23 protein-coding genes and 1 tRNA gene are annotated in these 26,730 nt (G+C 58.7%); 10 read left to right on the top strand and 14 right to left on the bottom strand.

Annotation, left to right across the window (positions count from 1 at the left end; all coding sequences use genetic code 11):
• Positions 1 to 16 precede the first annotated feature (16 nt).
• The 3 genes from DK871_RS09270 to DK871_RS09280 form a co-directional block, all read right to left on the bottom strand.
• The gene (locus tag DK871_RS09270; RefSeq protein ID WP_044274164.1) at positions 17 to 1,000 is read right to left on the bottom strand and encodes a GlxA family transcriptional regulator; all 984 of its coding nucleotides are present in this window, start codon (positions 998 to 1,000) and stop codon (positions 17 to 19) included.
• 925 nt (positions 1,001 to 1,925) lie between these two features.
• Positions 1,926 to 2,534 (bottom strand): LysE family translocator, encoded by a 609-nt coding sequence (locus DK871_RS09275; protein ID WP_014718583.1) that lies wholly within the window; start codon positions 2,532 to 2,534, stop codon positions 1,926 to 1,928.
• Between the two features lie 122 nt (positions 2,535 to 2,656).
• Positions 2,657 to 3,106 carry a helix-turn-helix domain-containing protein gene (locus tag DK871_RS09280; protein ID WP_161904799.1) on the bottom strand — a complete coding sequence of 150 codons (450 nt, stop codon included), beginning with the start codon at positions 3,104 to 3,106 and terminating at the stop codon, positions 2,657 to 2,659.
• A gap of 96 nt (positions 3,107 to 3,202) precedes the next feature.
• On the opposite strand from DK871_RS09280, the gene DK871_RS09285 reads away from it, so the two are divergent.
• Entirely contained in the window at positions 3,203 to 4,144 is a 942-nt protein-coding gene (locus DK871_RS09285) for an aromatic alcohol reductase (RefSeq protein ID WP_161904800.1), read from the top strand.
• A 50-nt stretch (positions 4,145 to 4,194) separates the two neighbouring features.
• Here the strand turns inward: DK871_RS09285 and DK871_RS28595 are convergent, their stop codons facing one another.
• The 4 genes from DK871_RS28595 to DK871_RS09300 form a co-directional block, all read right to left on the bottom strand.
• Complete coding sequence (locus DK871_RS28595; RefSeq protein WP_177327566.1) at positions 4,195 to 4,362, bottom strand: hypothetical protein; 168 nt, start codon at positions 4,360 to 4,362, stop codon at positions 4,195 to 4,197.
• A gap of 217 nt (positions 4,363 to 4,579) precedes the next feature.
• Positions 4,580 to 5,299 (bottom strand): META and DUF4377 domain-containing protein, encoded by a 720-nt coding sequence (locus DK871_RS09290; RefSeq protein WP_256677420.1) that lies wholly within the window; start codon positions 5,297 to 5,299, stop codon positions 4,580 to 4,582.
• Positions 5,300 to 5,642: 343 nt separating this feature from the next.
• Positions 5,643 to 5,716, bottom strand: a tRNA-Cys gene (locus tag DK871_RS09295).
• 214 nt (positions 5,717 to 5,930) lie between these two features.
• Entirely contained in the window at positions 5,931 to 8,210 is a 2,280-nt protein-coding gene (locus DK871_RS09300; RefSeq protein WP_161904802.1) for an acylase, read from the bottom strand.
• A gap of 238 nt (positions 8,211 to 8,448) precedes the next feature.
• Here DK871_RS09300 and DK871_RS09305 point away from each other — a divergent pair, with 238 nt between their 5' ends.
• Positions 8,449 to 8,829 carry a fe2+ zn2+ uptake regulation protein gene (locus DK871_RS09305; protein ID WP_161904803.1) on the top strand — a complete coding sequence of 127 codons (381 nt, stop codon included), beginning with the start codon at positions 8,449 to 8,451 and terminating at the stop codon, positions 8,827 to 8,829.
• 10 nt (positions 8,830 to 8,839) lie between these two features.
• Here the strand turns inward: DK871_RS09305 and DK871_RS09310 are convergent, their stop codons facing one another.
• On the bottom strand, positions 8,840 to 9,034 hold the full coding sequence (locus DK871_RS09310; protein ID WP_161904804.1) for a hypothetical protein: 195 nt from the start codon (positions 9,032 to 9,034) through the stop codon (positions 8,840 to 8,842).
• Positions 9,035 to 9,207: 173 nt separating this feature from the next.
• Here DK871_RS09310 and DK871_RS29040 point away from each other — a divergent pair, with 173 nt between their 5' ends.
• Both DK871_RS29040 and DK871_RS09315 read left to right on the top strand, forming a co-directional pair.
• Positions 9,208 to 9,339 carry a hypothetical protein gene (locus tag DK871_RS29040; protein WP_256557817.1) on the top strand — a complete coding sequence of 44 codons (132 nt, stop codon included), beginning with the start codon at positions 9,208 to 9,210 and terminating at the stop codon, positions 9,337 to 9,339.
• Positions 9,340 to 9,563: 224 nt separating this feature from the next.
• On the top strand, positions 9,564 to 14,423 hold the full coding sequence (locus tag DK871_RS09315; RefSeq protein WP_256677421.1) for a membrane-targeted effector domain-containing toxin: 4,860 nt from the start codon (positions 9,564 to 9,566) through the stop codon (positions 14,421 to 14,423).
• 72 nt (positions 14,424 to 14,495) lie between these two features.
• Here DK871_RS09315 and DK871_RS09320 read toward each other — a convergent pair whose 3' ends face one another.
• The 5 genes from DK871_RS09320 to DK871_RS09340 are packed head-to-tail and all read right to left on the bottom strand — an operon-like array spanning position 14,496 to position 18,901.
• On the bottom strand, positions 14,496 to 15,257 hold the full coding sequence (locus tag DK871_RS09320) for an ABC transporter permease (protein WP_161904805.1): 762 nt from the start codon (positions 15,255 to 15,257) through the stop codon (positions 14,496 to 14,498).
• Positions 15,254 to 16,453 (bottom strand): ABC transporter substrate-binding protein, encoded by a 1,200-nt coding sequence (locus tag DK871_RS09325; protein ID WP_161904806.1) that lies wholly within the window; start codon positions 16,451 to 16,453, stop codon positions 15,254 to 15,256. The genes DK871_RS09320 and DK871_RS09325 overlap by 4 nt, the downstream gene beginning before the upstream one ends.
• A complete protein-coding gene (locus DK871_RS09330) occupies positions 16,440 to 17,243 on the bottom strand; it encodes an ABC transporter ATP-binding protein (RefSeq protein ID WP_161904807.1) in 804 nt (267 codons plus the stop codon). The genes DK871_RS09325 and DK871_RS09330 overlap by 14 nt, the downstream gene beginning before the upstream one ends.
• Positions 17,240 to 18,301 (bottom strand): acyl-CoA dehydrogenase family protein, encoded by a 1,062-nt coding sequence (locus tag DK871_RS09335; protein WP_161904808.1) that lies wholly within the window; start codon positions 18,299 to 18,301, stop codon positions 17,240 to 17,242. The genes DK871_RS09330 and DK871_RS09335 overlap by 4 nt, the downstream gene beginning before the upstream one ends.
• Positions 18,302 to 18,340: 39 nt before the next feature.
• Positions 18,341 to 18,901, bottom strand: a complete 561-nt coding sequence (locus tag DK871_RS09340; RefSeq protein ID WP_032897108.1) for a carboxymuconolactone decarboxylase family protein — start codon at positions 18,899 to 18,901, stop codon at positions 18,341 to 18,343.
• 103 nt (positions 18,902 to 19,004) lie between these two features.
• On the opposite strand from DK871_RS09340, the gene DK871_RS09345 reads away from it, so the two are divergent.
• Positions 19,005 to 19,910, top strand: coding sequence for an AraC family transcriptional regulator (locus DK871_RS09345; RefSeq protein WP_161904809.1), 906 nt, complete (start codon positions 19,005 to 19,007; stop codon positions 19,908 to 19,910).
• On the opposite strand, the gene DK871_RS09350 is transcribed toward DK871_RS09345, so the two are convergent.
• Positions 19,907 to 20,818: a LysR family transcriptional regulator gene (locus tag DK871_RS09350; protein WP_161904810.1), complete on the bottom strand. Its 912-nt coding sequence runs from the start codon at positions 20,816 to 20,818 to the stop codon at positions 19,907 to 19,909. The genes DK871_RS09345 and DK871_RS09350 overlap by 4 nt on opposite strands.
• A gap of 115 nt (positions 20,819 to 20,933) precedes the next feature.
• Between DK871_RS09350 and DK871_RS09355 the strand changes: the two genes are divergently transcribed.
• The 5 genes from DK871_RS09355 to DK871_RS09375 all read left to right on the top strand — a co-directional run bounded on the left by DK871_RS09355 (position 20,934) and on the right by DK871_RS09375 (position 26,651).
• Positions 20,934 to 21,929 carry an aldo/keto reductase gene (locus tag DK871_RS09355; RefSeq protein WP_161904811.1) on the top strand — a complete coding sequence of 332 codons (996 nt, stop codon included), beginning with the start codon at positions 20,934 to 20,936 and terminating at the stop codon, positions 21,927 to 21,929.
• A gap of 133 nt (positions 21,930 to 22,062) precedes the next feature.
• Complete coding sequence (locus DK871_RS09360) at positions 22,063 to 22,521, top strand: SRPBCC family protein (protein WP_161904812.1); 459 nt, start codon at positions 22,063 to 22,065, stop codon at positions 22,519 to 22,521.
• Positions 22,522 to 22,614: 93 nt separating this feature from the next.
• Positions 22,615 to 23,061: a DUF411 domain-containing protein gene (locus tag DK871_RS09365; RefSeq protein ID WP_161904813.1), complete on the top strand. Its 447-nt coding sequence runs from the start codon at positions 22,615 to 22,617 to the stop codon at positions 23,059 to 23,061.
• Between the two features lie 3 nt (positions 23,062 to 23,064).
• Positions 23,065 to 23,505: a YqaA family protein gene (locus DK871_RS09370; RefSeq protein ID WP_178116036.1), complete on the top strand. Its 441-nt coding sequence runs from the start codon at positions 23,065 to 23,067 to the stop codon at positions 23,503 to 23,505.
• Positions 23,506 to 23,627: 122 nt separating this feature from the next.
• Entirely contained in the window at positions 23,628 to 26,651 is a 3,024-nt protein-coding gene (locus tag DK871_RS09375) for a hypothetical protein (RefSeq protein ID WP_161904815.1), read from the top strand.
• The last annotated feature ends 79 nt before the right edge of the window (positions 26,652 to 26,730 follow it).

Raw genomic sequence — 26,730 nt, forward strand, 5'->3', positions numbered from 1 at the left:
GAAAACCAAATGTAGGCTACTTGACCAACCGCTTCTCCTTGGAGGGGCGATAGCCGAAATACGCGCTGTAGCATTTGCTGAAATGGCTCGGCGAGACAAACCCGCACGCCACCAGCACATCCACCTGGGATAACTCGGTGTGCTGCAACAGGCGTCGTGCCTCAGTGACGCGCAATTCCATGTAGTAGCGTTGCGGCGTGGTGCCCAGCTGTTCTTTGAACAGGCGCTCCAACTGGCGGCGGGAACGGCCGGCGTAGACGGCGAGTTGATCGAGTTCCAGAGGCTCTTCGAGGTTGGCGTCCATCAGCTTCACCACCTCGCGCAGTGGCGCGCTGACACACATGTTTTCAGTCGGTTTGATACGGCGGTAGCGCGACTCTTCGAACGCCAGGATATCTTCGATACCTTCGACCAACGCTTTGCCATGCAGGCTCTTGATCCAGTCCAAAGCCATATGAAAAGCCCCCGAGGGGCTGGACGCTGTGAGGCGGTCGCGGTCGATCACATAGGGTTCGCTGGTGACCTGCGCCGCCTTGGACACTTCGGCCAGCGCCGGGCGATGTTCGGGGTGGATGGCACAGCGGTAACCCTGCAGCAGCCCCGCACGCCCGAGGAACCAGGAACCGTTCCACAAACCGGCGAGGCGCACGCCCGCTTCACCCGCGCTGCGCAGCCATTGGATAAAGGGCTCGCTGGCCTTGAGTTCGGTACGAAAACCACCGCAGATCACCAACAGGTCCAAGTCCTGCAAGGTCGCCAGCATCAGGTTCGCATCCGGGCGAATGACCAGGCCCAGATCGCTGATGACTTCGCCCTCACCCCAACCGAAGGTGCGCGTAGCGAACAGATCGGGGCGCAACAGGTTGGCGGTCACCAGCGTGTCGAGGGTCTGGGTAAAGGCCGGCAAGGAGAAGTGTTCGAGCAGCAGGAAACCGACGCGGGTGACCGAGGTTGATTGCTGGGGGTTATCACTGAGGTAGCGCAGGTTCTTGCCTTGCATGCCACCGCTGAACTGGCGTCTTTCCATCGAGGGTCGGCCCACGCTTATTGTTGTGCAGTGGGCGCTATCTTAGGGGCAAATGCCGTGTCTGTCTCAGGTGACGCTCAAGGCGGGCCGCGGCCATGGCGCTGATCTTGATAAAAACTGTTCGCTTGAAAAGCCACGGCCCAGGCGCTGCGCGGTGATCTGATACGGTTTTTTCTTTTCAATCTGCGCCTGTATTGAAAACCGCTTGAGGCGGACAATAGCCCCATCCCGACATTCCTGTCGTCCCCTTCCCCTCGGAGGCCTTATGACCAAGATGGCAATTTTCCTGTTTGGCTTTTTGGTGCTGACCATTGGCATCGGCATGTTGGCGACCATCTCGCCGGTCTAAGCCCGCGCTGCTGCCCCTGTGGCGAGGGAGCTTGCTCCCGTGACGGCCTGACATCCGACGCCTATCTACCTGACGCCCCCGATCCAACTGTGGGAGCTGGCTTGCCTGCGATGGCGGCCTCACAGCCGACATCTATCTACATGACACCCCACGATCCAAACTGTGGGAGCGGGCTTGCTCGCGAAGGCGGCCTGACAGGCAACACAGTTGGATTGTGTGCATATCCATTGCTGCGGTAACGGCCACTTAGGGTTCCGCCTGACGGCGGGTCACTTTGGAAAAGAGCCGGAATGCCGGCCCAGCCCAAAGTAACCAAAGGGCTCTTGCCCCACCCCTCGGCACCTCGCCTTGGCTCGGTGTGCCCGAACGCAGACTTGAATCCGTGGGCCGCCGCCACGCGCCATCCATGGCGCGGGGCGGCTAACCCTGCGTCCTGCCGGGTTACCCACGAATTCAAGCCTGCGTTCGGCCAGCGGGGTTTAACGGGGCGCTTCAGATCAAGAGCAAGATCAAAAGCCGAGCGGCTCGCTTCGCATCGTGGCTACTTACTCAGCCCACAAACAGCATCGGATACAGCGACAGCACCAACAGCCCGGCCATGGACCAGTTGAACATCCGTAACCAGCGCGGCTCACGCAACAGGTTACGCAAGCCGCTGCCACACCCCACCCACACGCACACACTCGGCAGGTTGACCACTGCAAATACCAGCGCGATCACCAGCACATTGGTGACATAACCCTCGGCAGGCGTGTAGGTAGTGATCGCCCCCAGCGCCATGATCCACGCCTTGGGGTTGACCCACTGGAACGCTGCCGCACCGAGGAAGGTCATCGGCTTGCCGTGTTCATCCGGGTTGTCAGACATGCCGCCCGCATTGGCAATCTTCCACGCCAGGTACAACAAATACGCGGCGCCGACATAACGCAACAGCGTATAGGCCCACGGGAACAGCTTGAACACCTCGCCCAAGCCCAGCCCCACACAGATCACCAACAACATAAAGCCGATACTGATCCCCAGTGCATGGGGCATCGAACGGCGAAAGCCGAAATTCACGCCTGAGGCCAGTAACATGGTGTTGTTGGGCCCAGGGGTGATCGAAGAGACAAAAGCGAACAGCACGAAGGCTGATAACAGGCTGGTAGACATGAACATGGCGCGGCATCCAAGCGGTGGTGACGTGCCTGCGACAGTAGTGGGTTATGGCCCGCTGCGCCCCGTACAGCTAGGGGTGGATCGAGGCATACACTTGTACAGCCTTCATCGAGAAGTTGCGCTTACCGAGGCGCATCGGGAATCGGTGTGGGAACCTGCCATGCCGGTTTTTTGCCCTCCTGACTGTCGAAAATACGCCGAGCCTTACGAAAGTCCTCCACGTTTTCCACCACCCAGGTCCAGATAGGCGACATGCGAATCAAAAGCTCCCTGCCCAGTGGCGTCAGCTCGTACTCAACGCGGGGCGGAATTTGACCGAACTCGCGCCGAACCAACAGGCCGTCGCGCTCCATGGCGCGTAGCGTCTTGGTCAACATACGCTGAGTTACCCCCGTCATCTGCCGTTTTATCTCGGCATGACGCATCGCACCGTACACACCCAGCGCATGCAGGATGCCCAATGCCCAGCGGCTACCGGCGTGAGCAAGGACTTCACGCCTGACGCCATCGTCCTCCTCCCTTAGCGACTGGCATATCACTTCTGCCTGGCTGAGCGTTTCATGATCGGTCATTTCTACCCCTGGTATCACACGTGTGCCTTCTTATGAGCGCTGCCGAATCATGCCAGCATGGGCTCATCTTATCGCCAACAGGTCTGCGGAGAAATCATGCCTGAAATGACCCCACTTCCCTCTCAATCGATCCTCGTTCTAGGCGCCGGCGAACTCGGCCTACCGGTTTTGCGCAACCTGGCACGCGAGGCCAAACGCGCGCCCGGCTCCACCCTCAGCGTGTTGCTCAGGGAGTCGACCATCAACACGCAAGTGCCCGAAAAAAAGGTAGAGATCGATGAGCTGCGCGGCCTGGGCATCCAGATGGTCGCCGCAGACCTGGTGAACGACTCAATCGATCAACTTGCCAAGGTCTTCGCACGCTTCGATACCGTGATCGGCTGCGCGGGCATGGTCGCGGGCCGAGAAACCCCGATGAAGCTGGCGACCGCCGCACTCAAGTCCGGCGTGAAGCGCTACTTCCCGTGGCAGTTCGGCGTGGATTTCGACGTGATTGGCCGGGGCAGCCCTCAGGATCTGTTCGATGCTCAGCTCGATGTGCGCGAGTTGCTGCGCGCCCAGGACAACACTGAATGGGTCATCATCTCGACAGGCATGTTCACCAGCTTCCTGTTCGAGCCGGTGTTCGAGGTCGTCGATTTCGACAACCACACAGTCAACGCCCTGGGCAGTCTGGAGAACAGCGTGACGCTCACCACACCGGACGACATCGGTACGCTGACAGCGCAAATCGTGTTCTTCGAACCGCGCCTGCGCAATCAGATTGTCTACCTGGCCGGCGACACCGTGACGTATGGGCAGGTGGCAAGCATGCTGGAGCGTGTTCTGGATCGCCCCTTCAAGCGCAACGTGTGGACGGTTGACTACCTCATGCAGGCACTGGAAAAAGACCCCACGCACCACATCAAGAAGTACCGTGCCGTATTCGCACAAGGCAAGGGTGTGGCCTGGCCTAAGGCGGCCACCTTCAACGAGCAGCAGTCGATTCCGGTCACCACTGCCGAGCAGTGGGCTCGGGAAAACCTTGCAGACCATTGAAAGCCGGATTCTGAGGCCAGCCGTAAAGGCTGGCACAGGTGAAGGGACGGTTAGCGGCTTTGAGCTTCACGTTGCTGGCCAGAGGCATGTTGTTTTTTTACATGCTTGCGCGACCTGAGCTCGTATTGATGGTGAATAAACCAGGCGACCAACAACACCCCAGTGACGCCAAAAACCAAGACCAACAGCTCTAGTGCAGTACCTTCATGTGAAAACATTTTTCGTTCCTCGTCCTGAAGCCGTGTGACCGAAAAACAGCCACACCGAAATTGTTTGTAATAATTCAAACATTTTCAGAGTAGTCGGCAAATCCGCACGTGACAACCCCCGATCGAGCTAGAACCCTTGATCTAGACGTGTCACTCGTCGAAAAAACGCATAAATCACAGACAATAAAAAACCCCGTAGACGCTAATCTACGGGGTTTCTGTTCGCTTACTTGCTGCCAGAAGCGTCCTGCTCGACCACCATATCCAACACGTAGACCGTCGAAGGCGCATCCGCTGGCGGATTCTTCCATTCGTACTGCTTGACCCGCAGCACAGTGCGCACGCCGTCGTGATGCACAAAGCCTTCGATAGGCTGGTACAGCGGATGCCAAGCGTCTTGGGTCGCCAGTTGCAGGCCCGCGTCGTCATAGCGGCGCTCGCGCACTTGCAGGCATTGATAGTTCGGGATCAGAGGGTGGCTGCACTTGACCGTCTTGGCCGCCACTTCCAGAAACTTGACCTCACCCTCGCTGCCGTAGCGGGTCTGCGGAGTGGCCTCGCCTTGCAGCTTGAGCACCGAGCCATCCACTGTCGTCAGTTGCAGCATCGGCGCGCTGTTGTCGCCGGTGATTACAGCGCGCAGATCGCCCTTGAACAGCCGTCCTACCTGGGCGTCAAGGTCCATCAGGCTCTTGTCACACGCCATCAACGTAGAGGCCAGTGGCTGAACCTTCAGAACCCCGTCCTGATACTGATAGCCGCCGAACTGACGATTGCAGCCACCGCTGATGCTCAGGTTGTTGTCACTGAAGGCAACGCGCAACTTGCGCTCAATGCCTTTGTTCATCGCCACGAGAGGCTTGCCCGACGCATCCGTTGCCGAGACCAGGTTCCAGTCATAAGCAGATAAGATTGGCTGGGCTACAGCGGCTGAGGTAGTTGGCATCGAAGGTGATTCTTCATGGCTTTTGGAAGGGGCGGCACAGCCTTGGATGAGTGCAGCACACACGGCTACAAGAAGAATTTTTTGTTTCATGGGTCACTCTGTCAGCTTTGATGAGTGCGGGCGTTTCCTGCGCTGGCAGGATAAGCGCGCGGCTAAAACGGCGTGAGGAGGTCGCGTGAGGCTTTACTGAGCGTAGACCCAATGCGCGCTTGGCGGACCTCTTCCTTGGCCGATAGCAATCGGACATCATTTGTTTGGTTCAGTTTCACGGGGCGTTGGAAGTGCTGGCAAATCCCAGGCAATAAAAAACCCCGTAGACGTTAATCTACGGGGCTTCTAAGAGTGGAGGCCGAGGTCGGAATCGAACCGGCGTAGGCGGATTTGCAATCCGCTGCATAACCATTTTGCTACTCGGCCTCAAACGATCAATGCCCTGGTTGCTGACATTCACCGCATACAAACTTGAGTGGGCTATGTGAAGCTTGCCTCTACTCTAACTCATTGAATACATTGAAGTTTTTAATGCTTCGTTGCGTTCGATGGGCGCCATTATGTACTCATTTGCCTAGGCCTGCAACCCCTTGATTTCAAAAAATATTCTGTCTTGGCATCAAGGGGTTGTGTGTCTGCCCTACTCCTTGACCGTGTGGATGTGGTACTGCGGGTCGGCCTTGATCTGGTCCTCGGTAAAGGGCAATGGGTGCAGTTTTTTCTCGGAGAAGGCTTGGGTCTGGTCCTTTGAATAGGCGGACGCCGGGTTGCTGGACTCGGAGAAGGCCAGTACGCCGACCGCGTTGGGGCCTTTGTCGTCGAAGCTGACGATTTGCAGGTAGCTGGTGCCGCTGACAACTTCACGCTTGCCATCGGCGCGGGACACGGTTTGCATGGCGTTGTAGATGCCCAATTCTTGCGGGCCGCCGTGCATTGGGGTTTGGCCGCAGACTTGGATATCGCCCCAGCGGGTCTGGCCCAGTTTGCCCACTTCTGCGCTGGAGGCCAGCATGGCTTCGCGCAGGGCCTTGGCGACCGGGGCGCGGTCGATGGCTAGGCCGCTTGGAGTGGTCAGTGGGTAGGCCGGGTCGAAGGCCACGCGCCAGGCGCCCGGGAGTTGCTGCAAGTGCTGCATCAGGTTGATGAAGTGCACCAGGCCCACGCCGCTGTCGAGGTTGGCGCGCTGGTCCCAGTTTTTCAGGCTGGTGCACAAAGGTTGCAGTGCAGCGGCGTCGGCGCCGAGTTGATTGGCGCAGAACGTCAGCAGGTCGGGCATGACTTGGCCCGCCAGGTACACCTCGTTGTCCATGACCATGTTTTGCAGGTCGGTGACGCTGATCGGCTGCTGCTCAAGGGCTTGCAGGCGCTGGAGCGCGAAGCGCGCGCGTGGGCCCAGGCCGATGTTGTCCTGGCTGATCACCGGCGAGAAGCCGCTCAGCGGCGCCTTGGGGTTGGCCATCCAGGCAGAATCATTGGAGTGCTGCACATAGTCGGTGCGTTGCAGTTGGGGCAACTGGTCGGCCGGGAAGATACCGGGCTGGGCCGCGCGCGGGTCGATGTCCCAGGCGCAGGCGCTGTGGGCGCCATCGAGCACGATCATTTGCAGCCCGGCCCGTGGGTCGCTGCAGGTTGCCAGCTTGGCGGCGCTGACGTTGGGCACCACCGACAGGTTCATGTACAGGCTCTGGCCCTGATCATCGGCGGCCAGGGTGTTGACCCAGGGGATGCCTTGCAGGGTGTGCACCGAGGTTTGCAATTCCTTGAGGCTGGCGGCGCGGTTCATGGCGTACCACTGTTGCAGCACCCGGTCGTTGCCCAGGTTGGCGTCGCGCAGGCTGAAGGCGTAGCGGCTGTTCCAGTCGAGCTTGCCGGGCCATTGCACCACGGGGCCGAACTGCGAGCTGTAGACGGTGTGGGTCACGGCCTTGAGGCTGTCGTCGGCTTGCTTGACCTGTACCGTTACCGCCGTTTTATCCAAGGGGATGGACTTGCCGTCCAGCAGGTAACGGGTGGCGTCCTTGGGGTCGAGGGTCAGACGGTACAGGGTGAAATGTTTGGACGTGTCCACGGTATGGGTCCACGCCACATGCTGGTTGAAACCGATGTTCACCACGGGCAGCCCTGGCAGTGCGGCGCCCATCACATCCAACTGGCCAGGGATGGTCAGGTGCATCTGGTAAAAACGCATGCCGCCCACCCAAGGAAAATGCGGGTTGGCCAGCAGCATGCCACGGCCATTGAATGAGCGGTCACGGCCCACGGCAACGGCATTGCTGCCTCGGTCCAGGGTGAAGCGTTGCTGGTTGGCTGCGGCCAGTGCAAAGGCTTTGGCGCTGGATTGCACGCCGGCGGTGGCTTGGGGTGGCGCAGCCCCGACCAAGGCTTCGGCGAATTGGCCGACACCTCCTTCTACCAATAGCCTACGGGTCAACTTGACCAGGTCTTCCACTACCAAGGGCCGTACCCACGCGGACTGGCACTGTGCGGGTGCACCCTGCTCCTTGAGATAACGGTTGTAGCCGGCCACATACCCTTCGAGGCGTTGTTGCATCGCTGGCGTCTGGGCTTTCCAGAATGCCGCCACGGCCTCGGGTGTATTCAGCCAATTGAAGAACACATCGCTGGCGAGGTTGTTGCGCTCTTCCAGGGTCGCCTGGTCCGGACCGAAAAACCTGGCGCGCTGGCCATTGACCGTGGTCACCTCATTGGCCAACAAGCACAGGTTGTCCTGGGCATAGGCGTACCCCATCCCCACCCCCAGGCCACGCTCATCAACGGCACGAATATGCGGCACGCCATAACTGGTACGGCGGATATCCGCCGACGCCTGCGTCATTTGTTCCCGTGCCGATGCGGCCAGGCTCAGCCCCAGCAACAGCCCTGCCACGCCCACTCTGGACAACCCGTTGGAAATAATCACGCCGACTCCACAGTCAAATTGAACACCCTCACGCGGGATGGTTACCCCACCGTAAGAACGCACATCGACCGGAATAATTTAGCCGCACACGGCTGTATATCGTCAGCGCTTGAAAAGTGACAAACCCGATACCGACAAATTTTCTACATCCGCCGTTTCATGATTTGCGTCACTCGTTCGTCTTATTACTCAAGAGCACCATCTTTTTCCTGATCAGGCTCTGAAAAGGAGTTTTTGCATGTATAACCCTCAAGTGCCCACGGATGGACATTCAAAGGCCAAAGATACTCACTTTGGCAACGAGACACGGGCGTTCGGCAACGCGCCCGAACAGCAGGGCAACCAGCGCATCCGCCATTTGCTCAAGTGTTTCGGTTTGCGCACCAGCCTGATCCGGCTGAAGGTCATCGACGCCCTCCTCACTGCCGCCGACAACCAGCGCACTCTCGGGGTCCGAGGCGTACACAGCCACTTGCTGGAGCTGGGCATTCCGTTGTCGTTTCTCAGCGTGCGCGAGGTGCTCAAGCGTCTGTGCAGCGAAGGCGTGATCACCCTGAACGCGGACAAGAGCTACAGCCTCCATGAAGAGGCTGCCAAGGTCCTTGAAAGCCGTGCCTGACTGACGCCCGTCAGAAGTTAGGCTTGACCTTGCGGCGCATGATGCCGTTGATCACCACGACGACCACGGCAATCGCGATCGCCAGGTACTGAAAGGTTTTTTCGCTGATCACACCTGTGCTCTGCAGATAAGACAGGCCGAACATCGCGCCCAGTACCGCAAGGGCAATCAGAAGCGAGTATTTCAAGCGTTGCTTTTGGGTCATGACAAGTTCCTGAACCTGAAGAGTGTATCCACTGTGTATCGCCGTGCATGCCAAGCACATACCCAATTCTGGGGATGGCACGGGGTCGGCGGGGTCTTATGTTACAGGCGATCAATAGTTTTGGCTTGTCCGACGCCTGACTGACTCTGTAAGGCTCCCTTGAGGATCATTAAATGCTTCGACGACTCGTGCTGCTAGTTCCCCTTCTGATCATGCTGAGCATCAGCGGCTGCTTCTTCTTCCCGCGCGGCGGTGGTTGGCATGATCACCACGATGACGGCGGCCGCGGTTACGAACGGCGCTGATCCCCTCCGCCAAATTTACCTGACCCTGCGTACACACTGCGTGCGGCAAGCTGGGCAGCCCTGCATTGCCGCCACAGGCGGTACATATTCGTAAATAACATTTCAGCGGGCCTGCTCGGAACCTTCCGACGCTTTCACCCCAATTATCCGAGGCCCAACTAAGGAAGAATCATCCCTCGGATTACCATCAGGACGCCTGGGCCAATGTCATCGGGATAACTCACTTGATTACAGGTATCGCCCACCCTCGCCTGCGCCGGAACGTCTCCAGCGAAGAAACCGCCCAGGCTTCTCACACCCCACAGATGTCACCCTTGGCCCACGCCGCTTCTGCTCCTGAGGTAGAGGCTATCGCGCCGGCCAGCGCGATTCGCTCTGACCTGATCAAGGGCCTGCAAATAACTGATCAACGCCTGTTGCTCAATCAATACCAGCAACTCAATCAGGACATCCAGGCACTGCTGCTACGCCAGCCGACGCTCAGCAGTGTTATCGAGCAGCAACTCGCCCGCAGTTTAGGCATTACGCCTCCCGTGGACGTCTCATCGCTGTATGTACACCGCTATCACACCGATGAGCAGGGCCAGCGCACGTTGGTCTCGGTGGAAGGCATCACCGAGGCGCTATTCAATGCGTTGCGCCAACTCAAGACATCTCCGGACGCTGAGCCCTCGACCAGTATCGTCGGCATGGAAGTCGGCTTTTACCGCAGCGACTCGCCAAGCGAAAGCACCCAGCAATTGCAGACTCGCGACACCCTGCTTTCAATTGCACACGCCATCGAAAAAGAACTGCCCCTGAGCCTTGCCCGATTCTGGACCGAACCTCGTACAGGTGAACCCAACCCTGAGTCGCCCCAGAACGAGTTGTTGGGTATTCACCGCGAGATGCTCTCCACCCTGGCGGCCTTGGGAGTCGAAGACGGAGCGTTGACGCCCGCCGCCAAATCGTTGATCGACAAGGCATTCGAATACCCGACCCTGGAGGCTCGGGAAAGCGCGATGAAAGATGGAGAACGACCTGGTGTCTACCCGCTCAAGCTCCAGGTGCCAAGCCCCGCCGGAAGCCTGCTGGCGGGCGCCTTCCTGATCACCAGCAGCGATGGTTCGTCAGCGACACGGCCATTTAATAGTGCGCAAACCGACCGTACCTTGTCACCTGGCCAACAACAAGGGCTGACAGTGCTCTACACCCCCCGTAATGGCTACGAAACTTTCGACAGCCCGGCCAAGGCACTTGCGGCGCTGCGTCAACGTATCAATGACAATCCCGAGGCCGCAGAGCAATTGTTACAGGGCCTGCCGATAGAGGTTCAGCAAGGCCTGAAGGGTGACTGGAAAAATCAATTGAACCAGAATCTCTCGCCGGTGGAGGCCGACGTTATCGCCGCAGGCGTGCCGCAGTTGCTGGCGCGTCAGCGCCAACAGGTGAGCAACACACTGCAAGCGCTGTATGACCCGGACAGCGTCGAACCAAAACTGGTCGACCCCTGGCGACACCTATTGACTGAGACAGACCTGCATGAAGCCGCAGACCTGGGGCCGCATTTCGACGGCAGCAACGCTCTGGAGGCACGTGAGCAATGGCTGGACAGCCCATCACGCAGCATTGACGCACGCCAGGCGCTGGATCAAAACCTGGGGAATCAGAAAAACTGGCGCTACCTGGCGCAAAAACTCAACGAATCTGTCCAGACCTTGCCGGAAAACCCCACAGAGCGCGACGTGTCGGCCATCCTGAAAAAAACGCCGATGAACATCGCGCCAGACTCCGCCCATTACCAATCCTATATACGGACACCTGGCATGTCCGTAACCCTGGAAGCGTTCCTCACTGAAAATGGCTTGCCATTGCCCAAGACAGTGGACGACATATTGGCATTAGCGCAAACCGCAAAGGCGCGGGCACAGCAACACCCCTTGGGTAATTTCGCAGGAGGCTTGTCCTGGCCAATTCCCTTGAGTCTCGATCAACAAAAAACGCTGCGCGTGGCCGCCGTCGAACATGCACACAGCGATCCTGAGCTACCGCAGGAGAGCCCCAAGCGCGGCGTATTGGAACATTTGAGCAGAAACCTGCAGCTCTCCGACCAAGCACTGGAGGACCCGGTCAAGGTGCTCGAAACCCTGATCAGTTCCAAGGATGGTCAGGCCCTGGGCCAGACCCTGCAAACCAAAATGGAAGGCATTGCAACGGACTCCAGCGCAAACGACTACGCACTGGCGGCGATTCAATTAATGCTCGACCCAGAGTCGTTGACGGCGCCCCAGCGAAACCATGTGGCAGGTTTCGACCTGGCGCACAAAAAACATTGGGGCCAACGGCTTTCGACCATCGTCTACAGCCTGCGCCAACACTTGATTGACACGGGTCGCGAATCACCGGAACTGGCAGGGGCGGCCGCACACCTGTTACTCAGCCGCGCAGCCCCGCATTTGCTGGTCAAGAACATCCCTGACTCAGTGGTGTACGGCAGCACCGCGTGGGCAAACCTGTGCATGGCGGCGGCAGCCATTGAAGCCAAGACCCCAGGCCGGGTTGCCACTATGTCGTTTGCCGAAGTGATGATCACCGCCGACACAGCAGGCGCCGCCCCCGCCTCTGCGCAAGCGGCTACGATGCTCGACTGGGCAGTGGCCAATGACATTCTTCCGGCCAAGGACGATGCCCTTTACCAACCAGCCGACCTGGATAAAGCCCAGACGTTGTTCAAGGCCCAACTCGATAAAATGATAGAAGCCTCGTCGCTCATCGGCGGGAGTTTCCCAAGCCGTAAACAGATGGCGCTGGACCTGCTGCTGAAGACATTCGGCCCAGGCATGGACTTCGAGCTCAAGATGTTTTCCAAATACAATGGCGATACTCCTGGCGCGCCACGCTCGCTAGTGGAAATCGTCATGGAAGAACGGGTGATGGACGGCCGCTGGGAACTCACCAAAGAAAATACCGGCGTAGATCTTGATGCAGTCATTGCGTTCACCAAAGGTGCGTCATTCAACATTCAACGCGCGTTCGAGGATGCGTTTTCAACCGCCCTGAACAACCACAAGACCGTCAAGAAAACTTCGATCCTCAACGCACTCAGCAACTTGCCGCCCGAAGATAGAAAAAACTTGACCGAGGGCAAACTCAGTTATTTTCAAGAGAAAAGCTACAAGGTCAGCCTGTACCCTTTCGTAGGGGACACCTTGTTTCATACCAGCCCTACCATCCTGGTCACCGCGCAAAACAATGGGCAGATGACTACCTATGAATTCGATACCGTAAACGGCGTTATTCAAAGCCGGGGCAGCAGAAAAACACCGGCCCCCCCTGTAAAGTTCTCCAACGAAGTGATCAAGGAGGAGCCATTTTATCCAGACAGAAAAAAAGCAAAACAGGTTGACGGCTGGCAATCGCTCATCGACCTCCTCCCGAGCAAACCCGTGCCGGTTTCGAGGATTGACCTGAGTGGTTTTAAGGAAAGTGAGCTTGATCGCGAACAACCCGCCAGCGCCACACAGCCTTATATGCTCCTCAACCCGCGCAGCCATCATATTGCAGACTCCGTGATCGAGGCATTGGACCTGGACAACCCAGCTATCAAGAAAGCGGCTGCGGGAACGACGACCTTTGAGGCTAATCAAGAAACACTGTCCAACATCACAGAGTTTTTGCTCAACCTCATTCCCTTTCGTTCCGCCATCGTCAACTTCATGGATGGCAACTATGGCGAGGGGATCACTGACGTCGCCCTGGACGTTTTCGGTTTTGTCACGGCTGGCATCGGCATGGCGGCCAAGCTCGGCAAAGTGCTGGGTGCGGCTGGATCGGCGGCGAGCAAGGCACTCAAGGTGACGAAAATCATGGTGCCGTCCCTGCTCAAGGAGCTGAACCCGTTGAACGGTGTGGGCGATCTGCTAAAAGGAACGGGCAAAATCATTTACGAAGGCGCAGAAGCGATAGCTGGCGCGGTGGGCTCCCTCAAGGGAGCCGCAAGCCGCTATGAAGCCGCTGCGACCGGGACCTTCAAGGTAGGCGAACAGGTGGTGCAAGGTTCCGCCATAAAGCGCAACGGTAAGTGGTATGCCTACGACGCAACCACAGAAAAGCCCTATGGTCCAGCCATGGAGTTTTCCCCTGTCGATCTACTGATGCCGCCCTCGCCTACCCTGAATACGAGCAGCCGCAATGGCGTACGTCATAATCCACTGAGCAGAGCGTCTCGTCCCACCAAGCCTGTCGCCAGAGTCCCCTTGCCTGACGACGAATATGCGACAAGCCAAAAAACCAATGGCGCTCTCATTCCTGATCATTTCACTCCCGACAGAATTCGGTTCACACGTGGGAAGTTCACGCTCGAGAAAAATGGTTACTTACAAGACGCGGCAAGAGGCAAGGTGCCACCGCCTGCCACTGTTCCTGATATCGAGGGCTCGCTGACGCCGAACCAGACGTTTGAGAAGGCTTTAAAAGAAACGGATGTGCTGGTGCTGGGAGAAAACCACAGCGAAGTGGCAAGCCTGATTGCACTCCGCGATGGAATGAAAACATTCAGTGAGAATGGCGTTACCGCCATCTACCTGGAAGGTACGACACTCGATGCGTATGGCCTGATAGACGAGCGTTCGTTCCTATACTCTCTAAGGCAAAGACCTGGGGGTGAAAAGATCTATACAGAACTGAAAATAGAAGCCGAAAAGTATGGAATAGAGTTAATGCCGCTGGAACATAAATACCTGACGCGGCACTCAGACACCCCTGGTTATTTCAACGGTCTGAGCAAACTGCCAAAAGACTCTCCCGCCTATATCGCATTGTCCAAGCAGCGCCTTGAGGAAGTGAATTATTACGGTGCCAGGCAAGTCATGAAAAACGAACTCGGAGGAAAATCAGTCGTTTTGGTCGGCCGCTCACACATGAATACCGCCGAGGGTGTTCCGGGAATCGCAGAGCTAACCGGTGGCATCGGGATTGGCATCTATCAAAAGTCCGATGTCGCGCAGAGTATGGGGCGTAAGGCAGGCGTGCCACGCGATACTTCTGCGAGAATCTTCAGCCGTGATGACACCGTGGGCGATTTGCAAATTGACATAAAAGCGTAGACATTCGGCAAGCCGTTGGGGCAACGCGCCCCAACGGCTTGCCGTCTGCTTCACATCGCGGCCTCAACACATTCAGCCGCCATGCACCCACCGCTGGTGCAGCCAACGCGCAAACGCATCCAGCGCAAACCCCAGCACCCCGATCACCACCACCATCGCCATCAACTCCGAATACGCCAGGCGATCACGGGTGTCGAGGATGTAATACCCCAGCCCCGCACTGACCCCAAGCATTTCGCAGGGCACCAGTACGATCCACAGGATGCCGATAGCCAGGCGCACGCCGGTTAGCACATGCCCGACGACGCCAGGAATGATCACCCGACGCAATGTCTCCCAACGCGTCGCGCTCAAGCTCTTGCTCAACTGCAACCAACGCGGGTCGAGCTGACGCACGCCCGCTGCGGTGTTGAGCATGATCGGCCAGACGGCGGCAAAGGCCAGCAGGAAGTAGATTGGCTGGTCGCCCACGCCCATCAGCATCACCACGATAGGCATCCACGACAGTGGCGAAATCATCCGCAGAAACTGGAACGCCGGCGTGGTCGCCGCCTCCAGGTTACGCGAACTGCCCACCAGCAACCCGAGCGGTACGCCCACCAACAGCGCGAGAAACAACCCGACAAAAATACGCTTCAGGCTCACGGCGATATGCAGGTACAACTCACCGCGCCCGAGCAACTCCCACAGGCTGCTGGCGGTGGCCGCCAGGGAAAAGCGCGCCGACAGGCCATCGGCCTCGCCAAACACTTTGACGCCCAACCACCACAGCACCAACAACCCCGCCAAGCCACTCAGCCCCAGCCACCAGCCGGGGATTCTGCTGTTGTTCAAACGCCAATCTCCTCGTGTCGCTCATAGCCGTCTGGCAAACCGAAGGTCTGCATGCCGCCCACGGCTTCGATCGCCTTGCGCACGAAGCGGTCGTCCACCAGGTCCTTGGCCACGAAGGCTGGGTCCAGGTCCGCGAGAAACTTCTTGTCGCCTTCTATCAAGGTGTCCTTCAAGCGTCGCACCAGTTCTTCGGTGTAGCTGGGGAACGGGTACGGTTGAAAGTCTATGCGATGCTCGTCCCAGTTGGCGTGCTGGATCGCGCCGTCGGCCACATAGGCAGCGCGGTCGCTGGCCGCCGGCGCCAGGACTTTGCTCAACACCGGTTCGGCATGGGGCGTGTAACGGTTCGGGCCATCCTTGGACAGCAGCTTCACCGCCTCTTCACGGTTGTCTCGGGTCCACACCTGGGCCTTGACGATGGCGTTCACCACTTTCTGCGACCATTCCGGGCGGTTGGTCAGATCGTGTTCGTGCATGAACACTACGCAGCAGGCATGGTTGCGCCACACGTCGCCAGTGAAGCGCTGCACGCGACCGACCTTGAGGTTTTCTGCCAAGGCATTGAACGGTTCGGCGACGATGTAGCCGTCGATGCGTTTGCTCGCCAAAGCCGGAGGCATGTCCGAGGGCGGCAACACGATCAGGTTGACCTCATTGGCGGCAATCGAACTGCCGGTAGCGCGAGTGACCGGGGTGAGGCCGTTGTCACGGAACAGTTGCTGCACCACCACGTTATGGATCGAGTACCAGAACGGAATCGCCACCGACTTGCCGCCCAGTTGCTTCACGTCGGTAATGCCTGGGGATACGGTCAAACCGGATCCGCCCACATGGTTCCACGCCACCACTTTGGCTGGCACCTTACTGCCATAGCGCGCCCATACGGTCATCGGCGACAACAGGTGTATCACGTTGACCTGGCCGGAGATAAACGCCTCGATTACCTGGGCCCAACTGCGCAACAACACGGGGCGCTCGGCCTTGATGCCTTCGGCTTCGAACAGGCCGTTGTTGTGGGCCACCAGCAGTGGCGTGGCGTCAGTGATAGGTAGATAGCCAATGCGCACCGGCGCGTCGGGCTCGTTGGCGGCACGTGCCTGCAAGCTGCTCAGCAGAGGCAAGGCGCCGGCGGCACTGAGCACAGCGGAAAGTTTGAGAAAGTCACGGCGCGAGTGGGTCAGGTCATCCAGACACATGGGTAAACTCCTGTTGTTCAAGGGGGTGGGGTTGAGGGCGGCTCGCCTGCCGTAAGGTTTTCAAAATCTCGATACGCAGCGCGCCGATGGCCTCGACCTGTTCTTCTCGAGGGTGCGGCAAATCAATAGCCCACTCGCCCAACGTCCGCGCCGGGCGGTTACCCAGTAGCAGGATGCGATCGGACAGCAGCAGTGCTTCGTCGATGTCGTGGGTGATCAATACGGCCGCCGAGCCTTGCTCACGATTGACCTTGAGCAACAGGTGCTGCATATCGGCGCGAGTCACTTCATCCAGCGCGCCGAAGGGCTCGTCGAGCAGCAACACTTGCGGCTGACGCGCCAGGCAGCGAGCCAATGCCGTGCGCTGGGCCATGCCACCGGACAATTGCGCCGGGAACTGCTGACGCGCAGGTTCCAGCCCTACCGCGGCAATGGCGTGGTCGACACGCCGGCGGCGCTCTTCAACACTCAAGTGCGGTTGGCGGGCGAAATCCAGGCCGAAGGCAACGTTCTTTTCCAGGGTCAGCCAAGGCAACAGGCTCGGGTCTTGAAAAGCCACCACCACGCGCGGATGCGGGCCGCTCAATGGTTCGCCCAACACCTGCACGCGGCCAGCCTGAGGTGCCTGCAAGCCGGCCAGCACCCGCAGCAGGCTGGATTTTCCCACACCGCTCGGGCCCAGGATCGACACCACTTCACCCGGTTGCAAGTGCAAGTCGAAGCCTTGCAGCACCGGCCCGCTCCCATACCCCAGGCAAATACCCTGGGCCGTCAATACCGCCTGGCTCATAGATTGGCCTGGCGATGCAGCTCGGTACGCAGTTGCACCAGGCTGGGCGTTACGATCGGCACAAAGGCCGACTCGCGCCAGCGCCGGGCAAAGCCGCTGCCGTGGGCGGTCAAATAGGCCTTGCCACCGCTCGCTTGCAGTTCAAGCTGCACGGCGCTGGCGGCGGTTTCGGCCAAGGCGATGCGCAGCTTGAACAGCGGTATGGGCTCGGCGGTAAAACGCCCGGCCAACAGCCCGCTTTTAAGCTCGCTGACCAGATGATCCAGGGTCACGCGCAGGGCTTCCAACTCTTCGCGCAGTACAGTGCGACTGGCACCCAAATGGTGAGCCACTTCGGCTAGCGAACGCCGGGCCAAGCCAATCGACATGCCGCACTGCAAGCCCAGGAACGCCGGGCGTACCGCTGGCAAGAACTTGCGCGCATCCTCGTGCAGCAACCACTCGCGACTCAGCTCCACGCCTTCCAGGCCAAGCGCTGCGGTGTTGCTCGATTGCAGCCCGAGCAGCTCCAGGTCCCGTGAACGCTGTAACCCGGCCACCGAATCCGGAATCGCCAGGATAAACGGCGCGCCGCCGCCCGCATGCTCGATGGCCGCCGCAGCGACAAAGCCATTCTTGCGCAAGTTGGTCACCCAATGCAGCCGACCGTTGAGAGTCCAACCGTGGTCGTTGGGCTCGGCGCTGATCTGCAACGTCTCGATACCCGACAGAAACTTCATCGCATTCGACAGCCCGGTGGCCCCGGCTAACTTGCCGCTGAGCAGGTCTGGCATCAGTTGCTCGCGCAGGCGCTGATTGGGGCTCTGCAGCAAGTACTCGATAAACGAGCGCTGGCCCCAGCACACAAACGCCGCCGCCAGGGAATGGCTGGCCACATTGGCGATGGCCTCGACCGCCCCCGCCACATCACCGCCCAGGCCGCCCAATTGGGTGGGCACGCCGATTTTCAGAATATTGGCTTCTGCCAACCGTGGCAGCACTTCCTGTGGATCGCAACTGCCCACGTCCAGGGCCTGCGCTTGAACATCGAGCCAACGGCTCAAGATTGGGTCAAGCATTCATGTCTCTCCTTTTACAGCAGGTGGGCCAACGCCGAATCAGTTGGCCGGTTTTTCCCAACGGTATTGCGCCAGTTCCGGGTTCAGCGGGGTGCGGGCAAACACGTTAGCGAAGTTGCACAGGGTTGCCAGGCTGACACCCAGGATGACTTCCAGCGCGTGGCCGTCGGTGTAGCCGGCGGCGCGGAATGCCTCAAAGCCCGCATCACTCACATCCCCACGGGTGGCGATCACTTCTCGGGTAAAGGCGGCGAGTGTCTCATAGCGCGCGTCAGGCAATTCACCGCGGCGGCGCAGGGCCTCGATCACCTCCTCCGGCAGCTTGGCTTTGTTGCGGGCAACTGCGGTGTGCCCGGCGACGCAGAAATCACAACCGTGGCTGGTGGCGGCAATCAATTGCACCACTTCACGGTCGGCCAGGCTCAGTTCTGCCTTGGCATTCAAGCCGGAGACGGTGATGTAGGTTTCCAGCGCAGCCGGTGCGTTGGCCAATACGCCCAGCAGGTTAGGAATAAAACCCGAGCCTTTGAGCGCGTTTTCCAGGAAGGGTTTGGCAGCTTCCGGAGCGGTTTCAGGCGTGAGCAACGGTACACGGGACATGGAGTGGTCTCCTGTTGGGTTTGAATGCCCCAGTCTGTTGGTTCTAAAAAAAGCGCTCAATAGGCTAAAGTAGCGATTACTTGCTCTTGAGTCTTTCCATTAGATGAATTCGTCCGATGTTCTTGTCGATTGGTTATTAGATAGCCTCGAACTCAACACCAGTTTGTTTCACGTCGGCCGCTATTGCGGTGACTGGCACGCGAGCACCCATGGCCTGGCACAGGCGAGCTTCCACTTGATCGTGCAGGGCGAATGCTGGCTGCATATCGATGGCGATCCAAGGCCACAACACCTGAATAATGGTGACGCGGTGTTTCTACTGCGTGACTTCGCTTTTCGCCTGTCCGGCCAAGCCACGGCAGCCGGCGCCCAGGAGTGCCCACGCCGCGCGATGCTGCCCCTCGACAGCACGGCCACCGACGGTGTGGGATTAGTCTGCGGTTTCTTTCACTTCCAATCCGGCTTGTCGACGCTGATTGTCGACACCCTGCCCAGTTGGATCATCCTGCGTGCCGGCGACCCGTCGCTGATGGCTGCACGCAACCTGTTCGAACTGATCCTGCAAGAATGCGCACGCACGCCAGCGCCCTCTTCCGCTTTGCTGGAGCGCCTGTGCCACCTGCTGTTCCTGTATGTGTTGCGCCAGCAAGTGCTCGACAACACCGAGCTTGGCGGCCTGGCAGCGCTGGGCCGGGCTCCTGCGTTTGCGCATTTGCTTGAGCAATTGATCGCCCGCCCCGCCGAGCCCTGGAGCCTGGAAAGCATGGCGGCCTGTACGGGGCTTTCGCGCTCGGCGTTTTTCAAGCGCTTCAGCGAATTGAGCGGGCAGTCACCCGGGCAAGTACTGCTGATGATCCGCATGCGCCATGCCTGTGGGTTGCTCAAGGCGGACCAGACCGTGGCCGAGGTGTCGCTGGCGGCCGGGTATCAGTCGGTAGCTGCGTTTACCCGGGCTTTTCATAAAGTCACCGGGCAACAGCCGGGGGCCTATCGCAGGGCGCAAGCCTAGCGTTGTAAACCCGTGCCGGGCCGCGCGCATAATTGCACCAGCCAATCGACAAACACCCGCACCCGCTGCGACAACTGCCGATGGGGTGGGTACAACGCGGTCAGCGCCATTTCCGGCACTGCCACATCGGCTAGCACCTGTATCAGCGTGCCCTCGGCCAGTTGACGCACGGCGTGATATCGAGGCGCCTGGATCAGCCCATAGCCGGCTTCGCACGCAGCGAAGTAACCGGCGGAGCTGTTCACGGCAACCACCTTCGGCAGGTTGATCGGGCGCAACTCGGTGCCCAGCACAAATTCCAGGCCAAACCGTTTACCGCTGGCACTGGAAACGTACTCGACCATCTGATGACCCGCCAACTGCGCCAGGCAAGTGGGCGTTCCCCTGCGCTCAAGGTAAGCGGGGCTGGCCAGGGTCAGTTGTTCCATCATCGCCAAGGGGCGTGCCACCAGTGATTCGTCCAAGGCCGGGCCACCGCGCAACACGCAATCGACGCCTTCGCGAATCAAGTCCACCGGGCGGTCGTTGAGGCCGATCTCCAACTCGATCTGAGGGTACAGCGCGGTGAACGTCGGCAAGGCTGGAATCACAATCAAGCTACCAATGCCTGAGGGCATATCGATGCTCAACGCGCCCCGAGGGTTCTGGCGCCGCGTGGAAAACACTGCCTCGGTTTCCTCCAGGTCGGCCAGTAATTGCACACAACGCTGGTAGTACGCCGCACCATCCAGCGTCAGGCTGACGTGGCGTGTGGTGCGCTGCAACAGTTGCACGCCGAGATGGGCCTCCAGTTGCTTGATCAGGATCGTCACTGAGGCGCGTGGCAATTGCAGGCTGTCGGCGGCCTTGGCAAACCCGCGCAGTTCAACAATCCGAGTGAACACGCGCATGGCGTTAAAACGATCCAAGAGGATGCTCCTGTGAAGATTGTTTAGATATCGCGAACAGTGATAGCACTTTTAGCTGGTTTATCTGCCTTTTTCCAAGGGTAACAATGGGAGCCACATCACAAGGAGCTCCGCTATGCACACTCGACAATTAGGTAAAAACGGCCCGTATGTGTCTGCCATTGGCCTTGGCTGCATGGGCATGACCGATTTCTACACCCCCGGCACCGATACCACGGAAGCCACCGCAACCTTGCACCGCGCCCTGGAACTGGGCGTCAACTTTCTCGATACCGCTGACATGTACGGCCCGCACACCAACGAGCAACTGATCGGCAAGGCCATTGCCGGCAAGCGCGACCAGGTGTTCCTGGCCAGCAAGTTCGGTATCGTGCGCGACCCTGCCAATCCGGTGGTGCGCGGTGTAAATGGCCGGCCCGACTATATCCGCAATGCCATCAACGGCACCTTGCAACGCCTGGGGGTGGATACGCTGGACCTGTACTACCAGCACCGCATCGACCCCGACGTAGCCATCGAAGAAACCGTCGGCGCCATGGCCGACCTGGTGAAACAGGGCAAGGTGCGCTATCTGGGCCTGAGCGAGGCATCCGCCGCTACCCTGGAACGGGCGCATAAGGTCCATCCTATCAGCGCCCTGCAAAGTGAATATTCGCTGTGGAGCCGTGACCAGCAAGACAACGGCTGCCTCGCCACCTGCCAACGCCTGGGTATCGCATTTGTGCCGTACAGCCCATTGGGCCGAGGTTTTCTCACCGGCGCCCTGCAAAGCCCGGATGATTTCGGCGCCGATGATTACCGGCGCTTCAGCCCGCGCTTTCAGGGTGAGAACTTTACGAAAAACCTGCAGCTGGTAGAACAGGTCAAGACCCTGGCGGCAGCCAAAGGTGTCACGGCCGGGCAACTGGCGCTGGCCTGGGTATTGGCCCAAGGCGACTACATCATCCCGATTCCGGGCACCAAGCGCCGCACCTACCTGCAAGAAAATGTGGAGGCGGTGTCGATTTCCCTCAGCGCTGACGAACTGGCTGCGCTGGATGCAACCTTCCCTGCCGACGCAACCGCAGGCCTGCGCTACCCCAAGGAAGTGCTGGCCATGCTGGATATCTAGCTCCGGCTGGAACCCCTCGTCCGGGCCGTTCTCAGGGGGATTGATGAACGGCCTGCCGACTCCCGTGCAAAGCGCGGGAGTCAGACTATTCTCACAGCTCCTAGTGTATAAACCGCCACACAGGAGGTGTGTCATGCACGCGACTGAGCATTCGGTCCGCTTGGAGCAGATCAGTCAGGAACGCTTCATCCAAACGCCGATCGAGGCGGTTTATGACTATGTGACCCAGCCCGACCGCTGGCACGAATGGCACCCCACCTCCCTCAGCGCCGACACCGGCACCACCGGTTCATTGCCGGTCGGCACGCGCTTTACCGAAATCATCGACCTGCTGGGCATACGCGTCCCCATGAGTTACCGCGTACAAATCGCCCGCCGCCCCAGCGAGTTCAAGACCGTTTTCACCTCCCTGGCGGTTGACGGTTCCATCCATTACTACTTGCACACTCATCAGCGCGGTACGCTGTTCAAGCGGGTGCTGACTTACGAGACCGAACTGCAACTGGCGTCTTTGCATGAGCGCATGGTCGCGCTGTCGGCGATTGCGTTGGACCGGCTCAAGCAAAGGCTCGAAAACCAGGGCTTCGTATAATTTAGAAACATTACAACCACGTCACATTGCAAACATGCCAGCAAAAGCAGGGAGAATGCCCGGCTTATTGCCGCGCCTTCAGTGAGACCCACGATGAAAACCCCATTGCGATTGGCCCTGCTCAGTGCCCTGTTCACCACCACCCTGGCCCAGGCTGCCGAGTTGATCCCCATCGACGTCCACCGCGACGCCAACTGCGGCTGCTGCAAAAAGTGGATCAGCCACTTGGAGAGCAACGGTTTCAAGGTCACCGACCACGTTGAAGCCAACATGAGCGCGGTGAAGCAGCGCCTGGGCGTCGCGCCACGGCATGGCTCCTGTCATACCGCGGTCATCGACGGCAAATTCGTCGAAGGCCACGTACCCGCCGAGCAGGTCCTGGCCTTGCGCAAACGCGACGACCTGCTGGGCCTTGCCGCACCGGGTATGCCCTTAGGCTCACCAGGGATGGAAGTGGACGGACGCAGCGAGGCCTATCAAATCATTGGCCTGACCCGAGACGGTAAAGATGTAGTGGTAGCGGACTACCCGGCTCACTGACCGGTGTTGATGGGTTACCTCGGGCTGTTCGTCGCGGCATTTGGCGCCGCGACGTTATTGCCCCTGCAGTCGGAAGCCGTGTTGGTGGGCCTGCTGCTCAGCAGGCAGTACAACCTGTGGCTGCTGCTGGGCATCGCGACTTTGGGTAACGTGCTGGGCTCGTTGGTCAATTGGCTGCTGGGGCGCTCGGTGGAACGCTTCAAGGAACGGCGCTGGTTCCCGGTCAGCACCAGGCAGCTGGACAAGGCTCGCAGCCATTACGCGCGCTGGGGGCATTGGACGTTGTTGCTCAGTTGGGTGCCGATCATTGGTGACCCGCTGACGTTGGTGGCTGGTGTGATGCGTGAGCCGTTGTGGCGTTTTTTGCTGTTGGTCAGCGTGGCCAAGAGTGCGCGGTATGCCGCGCTGACTGTACTCACCCTGCTCCACCTCTCTGCTCAATAATGACCACTTGTCGCCACTGTCAATCCTGACAGCTAGACATCCGCTGCTGCCCAGCGCCTCATCACTCTTGCCCATGCGCCCGCGATTACTAGGTGCGTCTCTTAGTGCAAGGAGTGTTGACCATGCCGACTGATCCCATTATTCCACCGGATAAAATCCCTCAACCCCTTCCGACAGGGCAAAGGGTTCATGTTGACTTAGATGAGCCTTATTCGAGGTTTTCTGAAGTGGACATGAGTCCTTTTCCTGACGAACCCTATGATTACGGGCTGGGTATCCGCCAAGTAGTACCTCATCTCACCATGCTGTTCGAGCGTTGGGCGACATTCAATCAGTTTGATGAATACTATCTGGACACGGACAGGGATACGCTTCCACTGGCGGGCGATTCGGTTATCTCGACAACCGAGGCACGTTACCCGCTGCACGTGCCTGATCACCAAGTTCCCAGAGGCGAAGTCTTTATCAAAGGGCGTGTCGTACGTGTTGGCTCTGGCACACCCAGTGAATCGCCAGGGCAATTTGTTTACATCAAGACCACTCGCCCGGGCGGCGTCAGTAAAGACCCGGAACCGGGATTGCCCGGATGGCATGATGGGCTGACCATGGAGGTGGAGGGTTTTGCAGAAGGTGCGTCTATTAAGCCTGCTGATATCACCAGTGGACTGTGGTGCGACATACACGCCTATCTCCATATGCGCAGGAATGACCTTATCGATCTGCACTGGGACGGTAACGAAGTTAAGCAGCGGGTGACCCAAGCCGACGTCGACGCCGGGGAAGTCAAAGTACATGTTCCGAAGGATGTTATTGAGAAGGGTAGCCTCAAAGGACCGATCACTATCAGGTACCGAGTGATCGACTTTGTAGAGAATATCTCCGGTGGCGAAAAATATCAGTTTTCCAGGCCGTACCACCTTATCAGTGAACTGGATCCCAACTTACGTAGCGCACCCGAGTTCCTCATAAATGGAACTACGGCTCTACAGGTAGATTTCGATAAAGATCACGCCTCGCAGTTCAGCGTGAAAGCACAACCTGATGTGATCCCCCCCCCGATTCCGGCCCCCCCTCACCTCGTCACCGTTACCTTGAGGGCGACCCTGGCGGATGGCACGACGAAATCCTTCGTATTAGATAGCGTAGAAGACCCAAACATCGGTGAGACCATCACGTCGGTTCCCGCTGAAATCATCTTTGAAATAGTAGGAGGCTCCTTCAACGCTTCTTATGAATGGCATGACAGCGCCGGCAAGACGCTCGGGCAATCAGCCAGCATCATGATCGCTGTGGTGGGCACGCCGGTAAGGATGCCGCCGCTCACCATCGAACCGATTGAGTTGGGCTTGATTGACCCTGATCGTGACTGCGTAGCCCATATCCCCGACTACATTCCGTATGCGTTTGATTTATGGGAGACCCTGGTGATAGAGGAAGTCGTTGCTGGCGGCGGCGGTGCTTATTATGAGCAGGGGGAGCTGGCAGGCGCACCGGGTGGCACGCGATTGATCTCCCAAGCGGTACTGCAGCAATTCAGGGGACGCAGCAATGTCGTCGCTTATTACCTGGTCGATGATGGCAAGGCCAAAAAACCTCCTGGCCATGGCGTACTCACCGTTCGAAAATCGGTGGAGCTGGGCATCCAGGTAGGTGCACGCAATCCGACAATGCCGGCAGCACGGCTGGAAGGCAGCATCGGCAACAACATCAGCCCAGAACATGTGATAGGGCCAGAGGTACGGGTGATACTTCCTTATACGGGCACCCAAGACAAAGACGCCCTTCACTACACCATACTGGGTTCCAAACCTGACGCGTCGCTGCGTGGCACGATCAACATTAATCCAGGCACGGCGGGCAAAGAACTGCCATTACCGGTGACGCGAGAGGTCGTTGACCTCAATAACGGCGGGACCCTGACAATCACGTACAGCCTGCTGCGCAAGGGCCCGCCCGAGCAAGTGCTACGCTCCGAGGTGCTCAAGCTTACGGTGGGCGCCGGTATCAACTTGGTGCGTCCGGTTATTCGAGGCGCCTCTGTTTTCCCCGACCAACTGAACCCCCTGGCGGCGCTGAACGGCACCCAGGTGATCATAAAATTTCCAATGCGCGACAACGAGGATATTTTTCTGGATTGGCTGACCGCTGACGGCACCGGCAGCACCACCGTAGAGGTCAAGGGTAACGCGACGACCCAGGAAGTTGAGGCCCCGATACCGGAACGCATCATCGCCGAGGGAATCCGCGAAGCCAATCACCGAATAAACGTGCTCTATCGCTTCCTGCGCGACGGAATCGACTATAAATCCGAGACCGTACCGCTGGTTCTGCTGACGCTCACCGGGTTGCCCAATACCTTTATCGAAGGTATTGGCGATGTGCCTGAACTCCAGCTATCCAGGTTGACTGCCGGGGCGCGTACATTGACCCCCGCTTGGCATTTTATTCACCCTGATTGCATCATCTGGCAAGACTTTTATGGCATCGACATCAACGGCCTACCCTTTCACGCAAGCACGTATCCCGGTGAGCGTTTAGGTGAAGAAGGCGCGTTAATCGGCTTGAACCGCCGCGCACCGGTAGAGCAATTACGTTTGCTGATGGACGGCTCGACCCTCACGATTCAAGTTTGGGTGGCCTTGAGCGGTGTGCCCGACATCGCCAGGGCCATACCGCTTCCCACTAAAACCTATACCGTACGAGCGACCTATTTCAGTGATTTGACGGATTTCTTCAATTACGACCGCAATGGCTGGGAAAACACCCTCAATGGAAGAGGTGAGCTTGCGGTGGAAGGGGCTGAAAACATTTGTTGGCGCGCCAGCAAAACTGCCGGTGAAACCGTGCAACCAGGTCTGCATAAAACCTACCTGGATTTGAAGGCGAACACGCGCTATGAGGTTAGTTTCTACTGCAAGGTTTCTGGCACAACCTCTATCACTACTGCGCGCCTTGAGTTGGGAGCGATGAGCGCGACCAGGTCGGTGGAGCCGAATCGAAACTGGGCAAAGGTCAGCCATGTGTTCACGACACCTGCAGCTCCGCCCATGCAAAATCTCACTGCCCGCCTTTCACTCTCAGTCGGGACCGCTGCTACGTTTATGGTGGATCAAATTGTCGTTCAGGAAACTTCCCTGGTGACATGAATACATGCGATGAGTAAATGAGAGGGGATGTTGAGAGGCAGTCGCACAGTGGCTGCCTCTTCTTTGGGTGTAAGCCGGT

Origin of the sequence: Pseudomonas sp. L13 (assembly GCF_009935965.1) — a bacterium.
GTDB lineage: Bacteria > Pseudomonadota > Gammaproteobacteria > Pseudomonadales > Pseudomonadaceae > Aquipseudomonas > Aquipseudomonas lactis.

Bases quoted from the DNA above. Each gene is read 5' to 3' on its own strand.
- DK871_RS09365 (WP_161904813.1), top strand. From the start codon at position 22,615: ATGAAAACCCCATTGCGATTGGCCCTGCTCAGTGCCCTGTTCACCACC.
- DK871_RS29040 (WP_256557817.1), top strand. From the start codon at position 9,208: ATGCTTCGACGACTCGTGCTGCTAGTTCCCCTTCTGATCATGCTGAGC.
- DK871_RS09345 (WP_161904809.1), top strand. From the start codon at position 19,005: ATGAATTCGTCCGATGTTCTTGTCGATTGGTTATTAGATAGCCTCGAA.
- DK871_RS09360 (WP_161904812.1), top strand. From the start codon at position 22,063: ATGCACGCGACTGAGCATTCGGTCCGCTTGGAGCAGATCAGTCAGGAA.
- DK871_RS09270 (WP_044274164.1), bottom strand. From the start codon at position 1,000: ATGCAAGGCAAGAACCTGCGCTACCTCAGTGATAACCCCCAGCAATCA.
- DK871_RS09290 (WP_256677420.1), bottom strand. From the start codon at position 5,299: ATGCCAACTACCTCAGCCGCTGTAGCCCAGCCAATCTTATCTGCTTAT.
- DK871_RS09275 (WP_014718583.1), bottom strand. From the start codon at position 2,534: ATGTTCATGTCTACCAGCCTGTTATCAGCCTTCGTGCTGTTCGCTTTT.
- DK871_RS09280 (WP_161904799.1), bottom strand. From the start codon at position 3,106: ATGACCGATCATGAAACGCTCAGCCAGGCAGAAGTGATATGCCAGTCG.
- DK871_RS09330 (WP_161904807.1), bottom strand. From the start codon at position 17,243: ATGAGCCAGGCGGTATTGACGGCCCAGGGTATTTGCCTGGGGTATGGG.
- DK871_RS09375 (WP_161904815.1), top strand. From the start codon at position 23,628: ATGCCGACTGATCCCATTATTCCACCGGATAAAATCCCTCAACCCCTT.
- DK871_RS28595 (WP_177327566.1), bottom strand. From the start codon at position 4,362: ATGTTTTCACATGAAGGTACTGCACTAGAGCTGTTGGTCTTGGTTTTT.
- DK871_RS09340 (WP_032897108.1), bottom strand. From the start codon at position 18,901: ATGTCCCGTGTACCGTTGCTCACGCCTGAAACCGCTCCGGAAGCTGCC.
- DK871_RS09310 (WP_161904804.1), bottom strand. From the start codon at position 9,034: ATGACCCAAAAGCAACGCTTGAAATACTCGCTTCTGATTGCCCTTGCG.
- DK871_RS09285 (WP_161904800.1), top strand. From the start codon at position 3,203: ATGCCTGAAATGACCCCACTTCCCTCTCAATCGATCCTCGTTCTAGGC.
- DK871_RS09325 (WP_161904806.1), bottom strand. From the start codon at position 16,453: ATGTGTCTGGATGACCTGACCCACTCGCGCCGTGACTTTCTCAAACTT.
- DK871_RS09335 (WP_161904808.1), bottom strand. From the start codon at position 18,301: ATGCTTGACCCAATCTTGAGCCGTTGGCTCGATGTTCAAGCGCAGGCC.
- DK871_RS09355 (WP_161904811.1), top strand. From the start codon at position 20,934: ATGCACACTCGACAATTAGGTAAAAACGGCCCGTATGTGTCTGCCATT.
- DK871_RS09305 (WP_161904803.1), top strand. From the start codon at position 8,449: ATGTATAACCCTCAAGTGCCCACGGATGGACATTCAAAGGCCAAAGAT.